The organism is Sorangium sp. So ce406 (assembly GCF_051474675.1).
Lineage (GTDB): Bacteria > Myxococcota_A > Polyangia > Polyangiales > Polyangiaceae > Sorangium > Sorangium cellulosum_G.
In genome coordinates this window covers 6325346-6340440 of the sequence record NZ_CP150340.1, presented here as the reverse complement: position 1 = coordinate 6340440, position 15095 = coordinate 6325346, and the positions used below count along the sequence as shown (strand labels likewise).

At 70.7% G+C, this 15095-nt stretch carries 11 protein-coding genes; 4 read left to right on the top strand and 7 right to left on the bottom strand.

Annotated elements, in window-relative coordinates:
* Positions 1-64: 64 nt before the first annotated feature.
* Positions 65-1570: a pre-peptidase C-terminal domain-containing protein gene (locus WME96_RS23320; RefSeq protein ID WP_437283790.1), complete on the bottom strand. Its 1506-nt coding sequence runs from the start codon at positions 1568-1570 to the stop codon at positions 65-67.
* A gap of 440 nt (positions 1571-2010) precedes the next feature.
* Here WME96_RS23320 and WME96_RS23315 point away from each other — a divergent pair, with 440 nt between their 5' ends.
* Positions 2011-2283, top strand: a complete 273-nt coding sequence (locus WME96_RS23315) for a hypothetical protein (RefSeq protein ID WP_437283789.1) — start codon at positions 2011-2013, stop codon at positions 2281-2283.
* A 40-nt stretch (positions 2284-2323) separates the two neighbouring features.
* On the opposite strand, the gene pruA is transcribed toward WME96_RS23315, so the two are convergent.
* Positions 2324-3964 carry an L-glutamate gamma-semialdehyde dehydrogenase gene (gene pruA, locus WME96_RS23310; protein WP_437283788.1) on the bottom strand — a complete coding sequence of 547 codons (1641 nt, stop codon included), beginning with the start codon at positions 3962-3964 and terminating at the stop codon, positions 2324-2326.
* A gap of 181 nt (positions 3965-4145) precedes the next feature.
* Here pruA and WME96_RS23305 point away from each other — a divergent pair, with 181 nt between their 5' ends.
* A complete protein-coding gene (locus tag WME96_RS23305; RefSeq protein WP_437283787.1) occupies positions 4146-5150 on the top strand; it encodes a DUF2804 domain-containing protein in 1005 nt (334 codons plus the stop codon).
* A 19-nt stretch (positions 5151-5169) separates the two neighbouring features.
* On the opposite strand, the gene ligA is transcribed toward WME96_RS23305, so the two are convergent.
* Both ligA and WME96_RS23295 read right to left on the bottom strand, forming a co-directional pair.
* On the bottom strand, positions 5170-7206 hold the full coding sequence (ligA, locus tag WME96_RS23300; RefSeq protein ID WP_437283786.1) for an NAD-dependent DNA ligase LigA: 2037 nt from the start codon (positions 7204-7206) through the stop codon (positions 5170-5172).
* 13 nt (positions 7207-7219) lie between these two features.
* Positions 7220-7705 carry an NUDIX hydrolase gene (locus tag WME96_RS23295; RefSeq protein ID WP_433926027.1) on the bottom strand — a complete coding sequence of 162 codons (486 nt, stop codon included), beginning with the start codon at positions 7703-7705 and terminating at the stop codon, positions 7220-7222.
* Between the two features lie 219 nt (positions 7706-7924).
* Between WME96_RS23295 and WME96_RS23290 the strand changes: the two genes are divergently transcribed.
* Entirely contained in the window at positions 7925-8611 is a 687-nt protein-coding gene (locus WME96_RS23290; protein WP_437283785.1) for a hypothetical protein, read from the top strand.
* 68 nt (positions 8612-8679) lie between these two features.
* Positions 8680-9498, top strand: coding sequence for a carbon-nitrogen hydrolase family protein (locus WME96_RS23285; protein ID WP_433926025.1), 819 nt, complete (start codon positions 8680-8682; stop codon positions 9496-9498).
* A 91-nt stretch (positions 9499-9589) separates the two neighbouring features.
* Here WME96_RS23285 and WME96_RS23280 read toward each other — a convergent pair whose 3' ends face one another.
* The 3 genes from WME96_RS23280 to WME96_RS23270 form a co-directional block, all read right to left on the bottom strand.
* Positions 9590-10186, bottom strand: coding sequence for a helix-turn-helix domain-containing protein (locus WME96_RS23280; protein ID WP_437283784.1), 597 nt, complete (start codon positions 10184-10186; stop codon positions 9590-9592).
* Positions 10187-10574: 388 nt separating this feature from the next.
* Positions 10575-12512, bottom strand: a complete 1938-nt coding sequence (locus WME96_RS23275) for a DNA gyrase/topoisomerase IV subunit B (RefSeq protein ID WP_437283783.1) — start codon at positions 12510-12512, stop codon at positions 10575-10577.
* 1 nt (position 12513) lies between these two features.
* Positions 12514-14916 (bottom strand): DNA gyrase/topoisomerase IV subunit A, encoded by a 2403-nt coding sequence (locus tag WME96_RS23270; RefSeq protein ID WP_437283782.1) that lies wholly within the window; start codon positions 14914-14916, stop codon positions 12514-12516.
* Positions 14917-15095 lie beyond the last annotated feature (179 nt).

The following is a 15095-nucleotide window of genomic DNA, read 5'->3' as shown; positions in this document are numbered from 1 at the left end:
GTGTCGGCCGGGGCCCGGCGGCGCCGGCTCCGGAACGGAGCGCGGCGCCGCGAGCGTCGGACCCTCAGTTGGTGCCCGGGATGAAGCCGAAGACGCAGTCGTAGCTGCGGCTCGTCACGTCGGCGGCGGGCGTGCCGGCCGACACCAGGGCGATCAACCGGTTCTCCGCGGGGCTTGCCGGGAGAGCAACCCCCGCGATTTCGAGGTCCGCCGTCTCGCTCTCGGTGGCCGTGTAGTCGCTGCCGATCTCCGTGCCATCGCCGTTCAGCAGCGTGAGCGTGAACTCGCGCAGCCCGGAGCCGTGGCGCTGCGCTCCGCAGAAGGCGGATACCCTCCAGGTCTCGTCCGCGCCCTCGGGCATCGGGAGCGCATAATGGTCGGTGTCCGGGGTGACCCCTTCAGGAAGCTCGCCGTCCACGGTGTAGGCGATTCCGCCCCCCCCAATATCGAAGGAGTACAGATCGCCCTCCGGCGTCGTGGCGAGATTGTTGGTCAAGTCCTCGGCCTCGCGACCGGAGATATCCAATCGGTTGTGAAGGAGAACGTAGAAGTCGTTCGCCCCCACCTCTCCCTGCGGGCGCTTGACGAAGACCAGGTACTCGGCCTCCTCGCCTGCCTTGACGGGAACCTCGATGCTGCCGCCCTTCGACGGGTCGATCTTCGCGTAAGGGGTGGTCAGATCCGCCGCGTCGAACACGGTGATCTCGCTGACGTCCACCGTCGAGCCGCTGCCATCGGCTCCGGGCGGGGCCGAGAGGACGAACGTCGCCTTGAGCCCGTGCTCGGAGGCGGGCGTCTCCGGCAGCGTGAACGAGTAGACGTCGACGTCCGTCGCGCTCTCGAAATCGCCGATCAGGAACGTCGTGTAGTATCCCGTGTCGTCGTCCAGCGCCTCGTAGTGGAGCGGCAGGGCCTGCGCTTCCTCGTCGTTCGGCTCCTTGTCCTCGATGAGGCTGTCATCGTCCGCGGCGGCCGCGTCGAGCGACGAGATGGCGATTGCGTAATTGAAGTGCTCGATCTCGTCAGCGGGCGCGCAGCTGCTCGCGCCCAGCGCGGACGTGCACTCCTCGACGAGGAGGTAGTAGTCGCCGTCAGCGGGCAGGACGGTGATCAGCCGGCTGTCGTTGCCGCCCTGAGGCGGATCGTCGTTCCGGGCGATCTGCTCGCCTTGCGCATCGAGCAGCGAGACGACCAGATCGGGATACCTCGGATCGGTCTCGTCGGCTTTCGGCTTTGCATCGGTCAGGATGTACAGGACCTGCCCCTTGGTCCCGGTGAAGCGGTAGAAGTCCTGGTCTGCGTCGACCGGATCGAGCGTCTCCTGCATCGCGTCGGCGTCGATCTCGATCGACTCGGCCGTCTCGATGCTGTCGTTCTGATCCCCTTCCTCGCCTCCAGTACCCGTGGTGACGCTGCTACTCGTCGAGCTCGACGTCGTGGAGCTCGTGGCTCCTCCTGCTCCTCCGGTACCGCCCTCGCCACCGACACCGTCGTCATCGCCGCCGCATCCCGCGGCGGTCGCCGCGATCGTGCCGAGCACGAAGCAACCCAGGACATAAATCGATCTCATGGCACCTCCAGCGTCTGCTGCTCTACAGCAGTGTCTGCTGTGTTCTTGTAGGAATAGTGCACCTACACTGCAGACGGCCCCACGTGCCATGAAAGCGCAAGGTTTCGTCGGCCGGAACTCTGGAGCATCGGAAAGGATGAATGCTGTTCCACAACTACATCTCGCGGCCATGGAAAGGTGCTGTAGAGCCCGGTGAGCAGCGCCTGAAATGATGATCGTTCCAGACCTGAACGCCTAAGGAGATTCCCAGTCTTGACTCGCGAGCTCACCGGTGCCGGCGCACCATGGCTGTGCGGCTGGTTCATCGGCTCGATCCCTCGCCAGCGCTGCGCGCTCCCCTCCTGGTGTCCGGTCGCGCCGCCGACGCGCGGTCTCCCTGCTGCTCGCCGCTCGCCGCCGGCTCCGCAGCGTGCTCCGATGGCGGCCGGAGCTTCCCTGCCATGCATCGTCCCGCGCTCTTCTTCGCCCTGCTGTTCTCCTCCTTCGCCGCCGGTTGCGCGGGCAGCGACCCCTGCGAGGTCGTCTGCGCCAAGAACGCCGAGTGCCAGCCCGATGGCCCCGGAAAAGAGACCTGCGCCGCCCTGTGCGTGGAGCTGTCCGACCGCGCGTCCTATGCGGACGCGATCGAACACCAGGCCGCGTGCTACGAGGAGGAGGACTGGTCCTGCGATGCGCTCGCGAGCGGCGCCTGCGACTACTCGCCCGAGGATTGATCGGCGAGGCGCTTCGCCCCGCTGACGCGTGCCGCGCGTCCTACTCCGCTGCCATGAACGGGTAGGCGACCGCGCGCGCCGGGGCGAACGTCTCCTTCACGACCCGCGGCGAGACCCAGCGGAGCAGGTTGAACAGGCTGCCAGCCTTGTCGTTCGTGCCGGAGGCGCGCGCGCCGCCGAACGGCTGCTGCCCGACGACGGCGCCCGTGGGCTTGTCGTTGATGTAGAAGTTGCCCGCGGCGAAGCGGAGCGCGTCGCTCGCCCTCTCGATGAACGCCCGATCCCGCGCGAACACCGCGCCGGTGAGGCCGTACGGCGACGTCTCGTCGCAGAGCGCGAGCGCGCTGGCCTCCTCGCCGTCGGGGTAGATCCAGGCCGTCAGCACCGGCCCGAACAGCTCGTCCGTCATGAGCGCGTGGCGCGGGTCCGTGGTCTCGATCAGCGTCGGCTCGACGAACCAGCCGTCGCTGCCGTCGTGCGCGCGCGCGCCGCCGCCGCACACGAGCGAGCACGCCGGGTCCCTCTTCGCCGCGGCGATCCGCTCGGTGAGTCGGGCGTGCGCGCGCCCGTCGATCACCGCGCCCATGAAGTTGCGGAAGTCCGCAATGTCGCCCATGCGGAGCGCCTGGACGTGGCCGACGATCCGGTCCTTGAGGGCCGGCCAGAGCGAGCGGGGGATGTACGCGCGCGACGCGGCCGAGCACTTCTGCCCCTGGTACTCGTAGGCCCCCCGGACAAGGGCCACCGCGAGCGCGTCGACGTCGGCGCTCGCGTGCGCGAAGACGAAGTCCTTGCCGCCGGTCTCGCCCACGATGCGCGGGTAGCTGCGGTAGCGCCCGACGTTCTCCCCGATGCGGCGCCAGATCGACTGGAAGACCGCGGTCGATCCGGTGAAGTGGATGCCGGCGAAGTCCGGGTGATCGAGGCAGGCGTTCGAGACGAGCTCGGGCGGACCCATGACGAGGTTGATGACGCCGGGCGGGAGCCCCGCTTCGATCAGGAGCTCCATCACGAAATGCGCCGAGTACAGCGCGTTCGCCGACGGCTTCCAGACCACGGTGTTGCCCATCAACGCCGGGGCCGCGCACAGGTTGCCCGCGATGGCGGTGAAGTTGAACGGCGTCGCCGCGAAGACGAAGCCCTCGAGCGGGCGAGGCTCGGCGAAGTTCCAGTTGCCGGGCGCGCTCGACGGCTGCTCTGACGCGATCCGGTGGGCGAAGTGGACGTTGTAGCGAAAGAAGTCGATGAGCTCGCACGCCGAGTCGATCTCCGCCTGGTACGCCGTCTTACTCTGCCCGAGCATCGTCGCCGCGTTGAGCAGGGGGCGGTATCTGGTCGCGAGCAGCTCGGCCGCCTTGAGGAACACCGCGGCGCGCGCCGTCCATGGCGTCCTCGACCAGGCGGCGTGCGCACGCCTGGCGGCCTCGATCGCGCGCGCCACGTGCTCCGCGCCGCCCTGGTGGGCGCGGGCGAGCAGGAGATCGCGCCGGTGCGGCGCGCGGACCTCGTCGAGCGCGCCGGTCCGGACCGCCTCGCCGCCGATGACCATCGGGATCTCGATCGTCTCCCGCGCCCTGCGATCGAGCTCGGCCTTGAGGGCCGCGCGCTCCGGGCTGCCAGGGGCGTACGCGAGGACGGGCTCGTTCTGGGGGATCGGGGGCGCGGTGATGGCGTCGATCATGACGCGAGTCTAGCGGGGGAGCCGCGGGCGCGCAGCGCTCCGGCGCCGCCGCGCGTCGTCATCGACCGTCGCGGCGTGAGCCGGATGGCCGTGCAGGCGAGCGCTCGCCGCATTTCACGGATGCCATGTTTCAGGAGTCGCCTGCCTTGGGCAGCGTCCGCGCCGCCGCTACGATCGCGGGATGCGCGAGCTCCACACGCCGCCCGATGCGATCCTCGATCCGATCACGGGAGCGGCGCTCGTCGGCTCCTACCGGGGCGAGCTCCCTCGCGTCGATCTGACGCCGCTGGCGCCGCGGAGGCGCGACCGGCTGCTCAAGCACAAGCGGTGGACCTACGTGGCGATCGTGTCGGACGAGGTCTTCATCGCCGCCGCCGTCGTGCACCTCGGCTACCTCGCGAACGCGTTCGGCGTCGTCTTCGACAAGGTGGGCCGGAGGCTGCTCGTGGACCGCTCGACGTTCGGCCCACCCTTCGCGGCGAGCGTGGGCGACGTGGGCGGCGAGGGCAGCTCCGCGCGCGCGTGGATGCCGCTCGGACGCGTGCGGATCGAGCGTCCGCGCGGCGAGGCGAGGATCATGGTCGCCGCCGCGTTTCGTGGCATCGATCTGCGCGCGCGGCTCGACACCGGCGCGGCGCCGCCGGCGATCTCGGTCGTCGCGCAGACGCCGGGCGGCGTGCTGATCGCGACCGAGAAGCGGCAGCTCCTCGGCGTCGAAGGCGAGGCATCGGTGCTCGGCCGCAGGATCTCGCTCGACGGCGCGCTCGCCAGCTACGACTACACGAGCGGGCTCTTGCCGCGCCGCACGACGTGGCGCTGGGCGCTCGCGATGGGGCGCGCGCAGAGCGGCGAGCGCGTCGGGCTGAACCTGGGCGAAGGGTTCGTCGGCGACGCCGAGTGCGCGCTCTGGGTCGAGGGCGATCTCATCCCGCTCGCCGAAGGCCGGTTCACCTTCGACGCGACGCGGCCGCTCGACCCGTGGCACGTCCGGACCGCGGACGGCTCCGTGGATCTCCGGTTCATCCCCGGCGCGGCGCACTCGAACCACACGAACCTCGGCTGGCTCGCGTCCGAGTTCCTGCAGCCGATCTGCCTCTGTTCGGGCACGATCCGCCTCCCGAGCGGGAGGGTCCTCGAGCTCCGGGACGTCTCCGGCGTCACCGAGGACCAGGTCATCTCCTGGTGACGCCGGCGGTCCGGTGTCCTCAGCCGCCGCGGCGCTCGGCGATGAGCGTGTCGAGATCGTCCTCGGTGATGAGCTTCGTGCCGTACTTGCGCGCCTTCACCGCCTTGCTCGACGCGGACGCCACGTCGGCGAGGACGAGGTAGTTGAGCTCCTTCGTGACGCTGTTCAGCACCCGGCCGCCGTTCGACTCGACGAGGTGCGTGAGCTCGCCGCGGGGGCGCGCCGCCGCGCCGGTGAAGCAGAACGTGAGGCCCGCGAGCGGACCTTCCGCCTCGGGGGCGACCGGGACGATGCCGCCGGCGATCAGCCGCGCGATCTCGTCACTGCGGGCGCGCAGCCCGCGGACGATGCTCGCGGCCTTGATCGCGCCGAGCCCCGGGATGCCGGCGAGCTCGTCCTCGCCGGCGGCGAGCAGCTTCTCGATCGTGGTGTACCCGGCCGACACCAGGAGCCGCGCGGTCTGGATCGCGAACCCCTCGATGCCGAGCGCGGCGAGGAAGACCGGCAGGGTGAGCGGGAGCCGGCTCCTGAGCTGATCGAGGCACTTCGTGGCGCTCTTCTCGCCGCGGCGATCGAGCTCGGCGATGTCCTTCACCGTGAGCTTGTAGAGGTCGAGCGGCTCTCGCACGAGCCCCGCCTCCACCACCTGCTCGATCAGCTTGTCGCCCCACTCGAGCGCGCCGATGGCGTCGATCCAGTTGTGGATGCGCCCCTCGATGAGGGCGCGGCACCCGGCGTTCCGGCAGAGGAGGTACTCTCCCTCGACGACGAGCGGCGCGCTGCACACCGGGCAGGTCGACGGAGGCACCGCGACAGGTCCGCGCTTCTCGACGACCTCCTCGACGTACGGGATGACGTCGTTGCGGCGCGAGACGAGCACCTCGTCGCCCACGCCGATGCCGAGGCTCCGCACGTTGGCCGCGTTGTGCAGCGAGGCGCGCCGGACGTTGGCGCCCGCGAGCTCCACCGGCTCGACGATCGCCACCGGGGTGACGCGCCCGCTCGGACCGGTGTCCCACTGGATCGCCACGACCGTCGTCACCTTGGCGGGCGAGGCGAACTTGAACGCGACCGCGCCGCGAGGCCGCCGGTTGACGTCGCCGAGCAGGCCCTGGAGGTGGAGCGAGTTCACGTAGACGACGAGCCCGTCGATCTCGTAGTCGAGGCCCGCGCGGAGCTCGCTCGAGTAGCGCCGGTAGAGCTTCACGACGTCCTCGACGCTGCCGTGGGCGGTCTGCGGCGTCGCGAAGCCGAGATCGCGCAGCCAGGAGAAGCGCGCCTGGCACGTCGGGATCTCGAGGTGCTCGGCGACGTCGTAGAAGAGCACGGTGCAGTGCTCTGCCCCCTGGCCGTCGAACCGCTTGGCCGCGCCCGCGGCCATGTTGCGCGGGCTGGTGACGCCGGGGAAGTAGCGCTTCATGTCCGAGAGGCGGAGGATGATCTCGCCGCGCACGGACAGCCGGCCCTTCTCCCGGATCCTCGAGGGAACCCCCTTCATCCTCGCGACGTTGGCGGTGATCCGCTCGCCCCACTCGCCGTCGCCCCGGGTGATGGCGTCGACGAGCTTGCCGCCCTTGTAGATGACCTCGATGGAGATGCCGTCGAGCTTCTCCGCGACGAAGAGATCGTTCGCGACGCTCGCGACGCTCGCGACGGCGGGGTCCGCCGGCTGCCCGCCTTCGCCGCCCGCGCCGTGCCCGTCCTTGACGAGGATCTCGTCGCAGCGGGCGACCCAACCCCGGAGCTCGTCCTCGGAGACGACCTTGTTGAGCGAGCCCATCGGGATCTCGTGCCGCGCCTTCTCCCACTCGGTGATCAGCGAGGCCGATCCGACGCGCGCGAGCACCGGGTGCGCGGGATCGAGGGCGCGGAGCTCGTCCTCGAGCGCGTCGAACGCCGCGTCCGAGATCTCGGGGTGCCCGGCGTAGTAGCTCGCCCTGTACTTCTCGATGCGCTCGGCGAGCTCGTCGATCCTCGCCTTGTGCTTCGGATCGGTCGTGAGCCCGCCCTGCAGCGCGCTCCGCGCGCCGGTCTCGTCATGGTGTGCCTGCGTCATCGCTTGCCTCGGCTCACTCGAGCTCCGTGTCGCCGGCGCGCCGGGCGGCGGCGAGGAGATCCCCCATGCCCATCGCGAGCTCGGCCGGGAGCTCGTCTTCCCGGAAGAGCCTGACCTCCCGGATCTCGAGCGGGTTCTGGGGAGGGCGCGTGGGCGCGCCGATCCGGGCCGTGACGACGACCGTCACGGCGTGGAACCGGATGTCGCGATCGGGGCGCGAGTACACGCCCACGACCCGCCCGACCTCGACCTCGGTGACGCCGGCCTCCTCCGCGAGCTCCCGGACCACGGTGTCGCGGAGCGTCTCGCCCCACTCGAGGGTCCCTCCCGGGAGCGCCCATGTGCCGGTGTCGCTGCGGCGTATGAGCAGCCACCGGCCGTCTGCGGTCTGCGCGGCGGCGGCGATGCCGACGACGGGTCGCCGGAGCAGCGCGCGCGCGACCTCCTTGGCCAGGGCGAGCACGGAGCGCGGTAACAACGAGAGGGGAGCGATTTCCATGAGAATTTTCGTGATCTGTCGGTAAAGCATAGAAGCGATCGGCGGCCGCCGGGAGAGGGTTCCGCTCGACGTTGACCGTTCGTGCGAACGGCCAGGAGCCGCGCGGCTCGGGGCTCGGCCCGGGGGGAGAGGCAGGCTACGCTCGTCGCCATCATGTCATTCGTGCGGAGGGCGACGCGCGCTCCTGTCAGGTGGTACCGACGCGCTGTCCTCTGCGTCGTGGCGGCGTGGGGCGCGGTCCTCGCGGTCGCGTCGCTCGCGAGCTGCACCGAGGAGCGGCTCCCGCCCCCGCGCCCTCAGGCCGGCTCGTCCACCAGCGTTGGAGCGGCGGGGGGGGCGCCGCCCGACGCGGGCATCGACGAGGGGCCTGGGCCGGCGAACCTCTGCGAGTGCGTCGCGGCGTACGGCGGTGAAGCCGGGCGGTGCGGTGACTGTTTCAACGAGCACGCCGCCCGCGGCGCGCGCTGCGAGGCGCAGCTCTCGGCGTGCGACGGGGAGCCCGGTTGCAGGCAGATCAGCCTGTGCCTCAACGAATGCGGTCGCGACAAGGCTTGCCAGGCGGCGTGCGTGTTCCCTGAGGACGCGGGCGCCGCCCAGCGCGCGTTCCAGCAGGTGCTCGCCTGCGTGTGCGTCGCGTGCGGCGCGAGGTGCGCGTACCACAGCGCGCCGCTCGAGTGCGCTGAACCCGGCCTCGGCCTCGACGGCGGCGATGGGACCGCCGGCGCAGGCGGAGCCGGTGGGGCTGCGGGCGCAGGCGGGGCTGCGGGCGCAGGCGGGGCTGCGGGCGCAGGCGGGGCTGCGGGCGCAGGCGGAACCGCAGGGACCGGCGGGGCGCCGGGCGCGGGCGGGGCTGCGGGCGCAGACGGAACCGCGGGCGGGGCCGCGGCCGCGTCCGGAGGTCGCTGAACCCGGTGAACACCGCGCGCTGCTCGGCGCGAAGTCCACGCCGGTTCCTCGTGCGGTAAGCTTGCCGCATGCAGAAACCGGTCATCTGGGCGGCCCTCCAGCTCTCCAGCCAGGAGAACGTGAGCGAGAACCTGGCGCGGGTGGAGGCGCGTGTCGCGGAGGCGGCGCGCCGTGGGGCGACCACGGTCGTGCTGCCCGAGAACTTCGCGTACATGGGCAGCGAGGAGGGGAAGCGCAACATCGCGGAGGACCTCGACGCCGGCGGCGGCCCGATCGCGCAGCGGCTCGCCGACGCAGCGCGATCCGCCCGCGTGACGATCGTGGCCGGCGGTTTCCCCGAGCGCGCGCACGACCCGGCGCGGCCGTACAACACCTGCGCGGTCTTCGCCCCCGACGGCCGGCTCACGGCCCGTTACCGGAAGATCCACCTCTTCGACGTCGAGATCGCCGACGGGACGAAGTACCGCGAGTCCGCGTCGACGACCGCCGGCGAGGGCCCGGTCGTCACCGAGATCGACGGCGTGAAGCTCGGGCTGTCGATCTGCTACGACGTCCGGTTCCCGGAGCTCTACCGCGCGCTCTCGTCGGCGGGCGCAGAGGCCATCGTCGTCCCCGCGGCATTCACGCTGCTCACCGGCAAGGACCACTGGATGGTCCTGCTCCGCGCGCGGGCCATCGAGGCCCAGGCCTACGTGGTGGCCGCGGCGCAGTGGGGCAAGCACCCCGGCGGGCGAGCGACGTTCGGGAAGTCGTGCGTGATCGATCCGTGGGGCGAGGTGATCGCCCAGGCCTCCGAAGGGGAGGGGATCGCGATGGCGATGCTCGATCCCGCCTATCTCGATCGGGTCAGGGCGAATCTACCCTCGCTCAAGCACAGGCGACTCTGATCTCGATGTCATGGGGGCAGGGAATTTGTCCCCGCATCGTGGGGGGTGGTTGTGGCGCCGACGCATCGCACGACCGGCGCCCCCCGTCAGATCACTCGGCCGAGGCGTCGCTCGCCTCCGCCTCGCCGGCCGGGGACAGCGCGCCGCCGCGCTTGGACAGCAGCGCCCGGAGCTCCGCGGGCCTGCGGAAGCCGATGCGACGGGCGACCTCCCCCTCGGTCAGCCCATCGCGTAACAGCGCACGGGCGCGCTCCGCGCGCACCTCGTCGTAGTAGACGTGCGGCGATAGCCCGAAGGCGGCGCGGAAGAGCCGCGCGAAGTGAAACTCGGACAGATCGAGATCCAGTGCGACCTCGTAGGAACGGATCCTCTGGCCCGCTTCCGCGGCGCTGCGGATGCGGTCGCGGCCGAGGAGGAGCCGCTCCGAGGTGCTGCGCGGGAGCGGGGTTGCCGGGCGCGGCGGCGGCGTGGAGCGCGAGACCGCGGTCGCTGCGGCGCGCTCGCGCGGCGGCTGCACGCCGTAGCTCGGCGCTGCGGCGCGAGGCGCCGCGAGCGAAGTGGGCCGCACGGCCGGCGCGCCGCCGGCGATCGCGGTCGGAACGGCCGGGACCGACAGGGCGCGTGCGGCCGGCGTGTTGTGGGACGAGGAGGGTGCGATCGGAGTCGAGATGGGAAGCGCAGTCGTCACGAGTACCTCTCCAGGTGAAGGGGCGGTGTGCCGCGGTCATCGCGGCCACCGGTGGGGCGTATTGCAACCGGTAGGCCGCAAGCGGACGCAGCGCTTCTGGCTCACGTGATCCGGCATCCCGCAGCACAAAACGCTGGGATTCCTCGTCAACCTGCACGCGATGTCATAGGGGGTGTGGCCTGCCGTTCACGCGACACAGACGCCCGGGATCACTTGTGCCTGGCACAGCGTGCCTCGCGCACGGCGCACGCCGTCGAGAAGGCGTGTCACCAGGCCTCCTCGCGGCGTTGTCGATGATGTCAGGTGATGAATGAACGCCCGCGGCTCGGCATCCAATGCGGCGAGCGCGCGGCGTGTCTCAACGATCTCGGGATCGAGGCGTCGAGGATCAGACGTCGATCTCGGCGTTCGGCGCGCGCTCCATGATGAAGCGGAAGCGCGCCTGAGCGTCCTTGCCCATCAGCTCGTTCAGGATGCGATCGGTCTCGATCTCTCCCTCGATCACGATGCGCAGCGCGCGCCGGCGGCGGATGTCGAGCGTCGTCGCCTTGAGGTCCTCCGCGGGCATCTCGCCCAGCCCTTTGAACCTGGAAATATCCGCCTTGGCTGTCTTCGGGAGCTTCGCGAGGATCCGGTCGCGCTCTGCGTCGTCCAGCGCCCAGTGCGTCTCCTTACCCACGTCGATCCGGTAGAGCGGCGGCTGCGCGAGGAATACGTGGCCGCCGCGGAGCAGGCCGGGCAGGTGCCGGTAGAAGAACGTCAGCAGCAGCGTCGCGATGTGCTGGCCGTCGCTGTCGGCGTCCATGAGTAGAAAAATCCTGCCGTAGCGCAGCTTGGAGGCGTCGAAGTCCTTTCCGAAGCCGCAGCCCAGCGCGCTCACGATGTCCTGGAGCTCCTTGTTGCCGAGCACCTTCGAGGTCGAGGCCTGCTCCGCGTTGAGCACCTTGCCGCGCAGCGGGAGGATCGCCTGGGTCCGGCGATCCCGCCCCTGCTTGGCGGAGCCGCCGGCGCTGTCTCCCTCGACGATGAAGAGCTCGCTCTCGCTGGGATCGGTCGAGGCGCAGTCGGCGAGCTTGCCCGGCAGGTTGAGCCGGTGCGACACGGGCGTCTTGCGCAGGACCTGCTGGGTGGCCTCGCGCCGCGCCTCCCTCGCGCGCGCCGCCAGGATCGCGCGGGCCACGATCGACTCGCCCGCGGTGCCGTTGTGGAGCAGCCACTGCTCGAGCGCGGGTCGGACCATGCCCTCGACCGCCGGGCCTGCCTCCGGGTTGTTGAGGCGATCCTTCGTCTGCCCCTGGAACTGGGGCTCCTGGATGTAGATGGACAGGACGCCCACGATCCCCTCGCGGATGTCGTCAGCCGTCAGCGTCACCCCCTTCGGCTGGATCTTCTTCGCGTCCATGAAGGCGCGGACCGCCTTCACGATCGCGGCGCCAAAGCCGGACTCGTGCGAGCCGCCCGCGTGGGTGGGGATGCCGTTGACGTACGACTTCACGTAGTCGTCGGTCGACTCGGTCCACTGGAGCGCGGCCTCGAGCCGGATCTCGCCCTCGCGCGCGACGTAGAAGATGGACGGGTGCGTCACCGCCTTGCCGCGCTGGGCGACCATCTTGGGGAGGAAGTCCGCGATGCCGTTCGGGTGGAGGAGCTCGATCGACTCGCCGGACGAGAGATCGCGGAACGCGATCGCGAGCCCGCCGTGCAGGTACGCCTTGGCCTCCAGGCGCTCACGGATGGTCTCGGGGTCGAACTTCCGGCCCTGCCCGAAGATCTCCGGGTCCGGCCGGAAGTGGATGCTCGTGCCGTGCTTGCGGGTGGGCGCGCCCTTCTTGAGCTTGCTGATGGGGGCGCCGCGCGAGAACGTCTGCTGGTGCTCGAACCCGTCGCGCAGCACGCGGACCTCGACGAGCTCGGAGAGCGCGTTCACCACGCTCGAGCCGACGCCGTGGAGCCCGCCCGAGACCTTGTAGTTGTCGCTCCCGAACTTCCCGCCCGCGTGCAGCGTGCAGAGGATGAGCTCGAGCGCGGGGCGCTTGTACCGGGGGTGGACGTCCACGGGCATGCCGCGCCCGTCGTCGGTCACGGTCACCCCCTGAAGGTCGGCGTCGAGCGTCACCTCGATCCGCTTCGCGTGGCCGTTGATCGCCTCGTCGACGGCGTTGTCGACGATCTCCCAGAGCAGGTGGTGGTAGCCCCTGACATCGGTGCCGCCGATGTACATGGCGGGGCGCTTGCGGACGGGCTCGAGGCCCTCGAGCACCTCGATGTCGGCAGCCGTGTAACGTGCGCCGGACGCGGCGCGGACCGGGGGATTCGTGGCGGCCATGTCAGCTCACCTCCAGCGTCGGTACGACGACGGCCGGCGGCACCACGCGGGCGAAGCGGTCGCGTCGCGCGACCGGCTCGCCCTGGGTGCCGCGCGGGCCGGCGATCTTGCTCGCGGCGATCTCGAGCGCCTTGCCCTTCTCCGTCTCGACCGTGATCGTGTCGTTCGGGCCGAGGGCGAGCGCGGCGCCGACGAGGCGCTCGCCCTCGGCGACCCGCATCACGACCGAGCCCTTGCCCGGGCCGGAGAGCAGCGCGAGCTCCTCCACGGCCACGCTGAGCGCCCACGCGTCGCTCGAGGCGCAGAGCACCCTGTCGGCGCCGTCCACGGCGTGGACGAAGAGCACCTCGTCGCCCTCGTTCAGCTTGGCGAAGCGGCGCCCGGAGCGCGTCGAGGGATCGCGGTGCGGGCGCAGCGAGAACCGGAAGCCCAGGCCCCCGCGCGTGATCGCGAGCGCGAAGGGCGGCTCCGGCTCTGCGGCGTCCGGGGTCGCCGCCGGCACGTCGAGCGCCCGCGGATCGAAGGAGAGCATCGCGATCAGCCGCTCGCCGTCGGCCAGCTTGAACAGCTTCTGCACGGGGTCGCCATAGCCGGTCGACTGCGGGACGTCGTGGATGCGGCACACGTAGCAGGCGCCGAGGTTCGAGAAGAACGCGACGGTCGACCGCGTCGAGCCGGCGACGGCCGCGAGCACGCTGTCGCCCTCGCGGACGCGCGTCGAGGAGAGATCCCTCACCTCGCGGACGCGCTTCACCCAGCCCTGCGCCGAGAGGATGACGTTCGCGTCCTCGGCCACGATGAAGTCCTCGGCCTGGTACTCGGGCTCGTCGATCGAGCCGACCACCTTGGTGCGGCGCTTCTCGCCGTAGGACCCCTTGATCTCGATGAGCTCGTCGCGGACGATCCCCCAGCGCTTCGCGTCGCTCTTGAGCAGCCCCTCGATCCGCTTCGCCTCGGCGCGCTTCTCGGCGAGGTCCTTCTGCACGAGCAGGATCTCGAGCCGCGCCAGCCGGTAGAGCTTGAGCTCGAGGATCGCGTCCGTCTGCTCCTCGTTCAGGGCGAAGCGCTTGATCAGCTTCTCGGCGGCGTCCGCCTTGCCCTCGCTCTTGCGGATGATCCGGATCACCTCGTCGAGGGCGTCGAAGATCTTCTCGAAGCCCTCGAGGATCGTGATCCGCCGCCTCAGCTCGCCGAGCTGGAACTCGAGTCGCCGCGTCACGGTCCCGTAGCGGAAGTCGAGGAACTTCGTCAGGATCTCGTGCAGGCCGAGCCGCCGCGGCGCGGCGACCTCCGCGTTGTCGGTGGGCACGAGGCAGGTGAGGTTCACCTGCACGTTGATCGCGAGCGGCGTCTGTTTATAGAGGTACGCCATCACGAGCTGCGCGTCGGCGCCGCGCTTGAGCTCCATCACGATGCGCACCTCGCCCGTGGACTCGTCGCGCACGTCCACGAGCGTCGGCAGCTTCTTCGAGATGATCACCTCGGCGATCTTCTCGACGATCGCCTTCCGCTCGACCCCGTACGGGATCGAGGTGATCACGATCTGCGGCGCGGCGCCGCGCTTGCCGTCGCCCTCTTCCAGCTTCCACTCGCCGCGGAGCTTCAGCGAGCCCTGACCAGACGTGTAGACGACCTCGAGCTCCTTCTTCGTCGCGTGGAGCTGGCCGCCGGTCGGGAAGTCGGGCCCCTTCACGTACGACAGCAGCTTCTGCGTGGTGAGCTCGCGGCTCTCGATCAGCGCGACGCACGCGTCGATCACCTCGCCGAGGTTGTGCGGCGGGATGCTCGTCGCCATCCCGACCGCGATCCCCTGCGAGCCGTTCACGAGCAGGTTGGGGAAGCGCGACGGCAGGACGATCGGCTCGAAGCGGGTCCCGTCGTAGTTGGGTCGGAAATCCACGGTGCGCTGGCCGAGCTCGCCGAGCAGCTCGAGCGCGAGGGGGCGGAGCTTCGCCTCCGTGTAGCGCATGGCCGCCGGCGCATCGCCGTCCACGGAACCGAAGTTCCCGTGGCCCGCGATGAGCGGCGCCCGCATCACGAAGTCCTGCGCGAGCCGGACCATCGCGTCGTAGATCGCGACGTCGCCGTGCGGGTGGTACTTGCCCATCACGTCGCCGACGACCGCGGCGCTCTTCCGGAACTTCGCGTCCGGCCCGAGGTGCAGGTCGTGCAGCATCGCGTAGAGGATGCGGCGCTGCACCGGCTTCAGCCCATCGCGCACGTCGGGGAGCGCGCGCGACGTGATGACGCTGAGCGCGTAGTTCAGGTACCGGCGCTGCGCTTCGTCGGCGAGCGAGGTGTCGGGCGCCGGGGGCGGCGGCGGCTCGTCGTCGCCGGGCCGGCCACCGCGGCGGCCCCTGCGGGGCGCCTCACCGTCGGGCGGAAGGGAGGGGGTTCGAGACACGCGTTACTCCAGGGAGTTCGCGGGCACCGGTTGAACAGTGCTCCGATGTTCAGGTGAACGCTGGCGAGCCTCGGCAATTACCCAGGGCCTCGCGCTCGGTCAAGGCTACCTCGCGGGAATTTCTGGCGGCGAGTGCTCGCCTGCGCTCGTTCGGGCCCTGGCATAGCGTCAGATGGCCC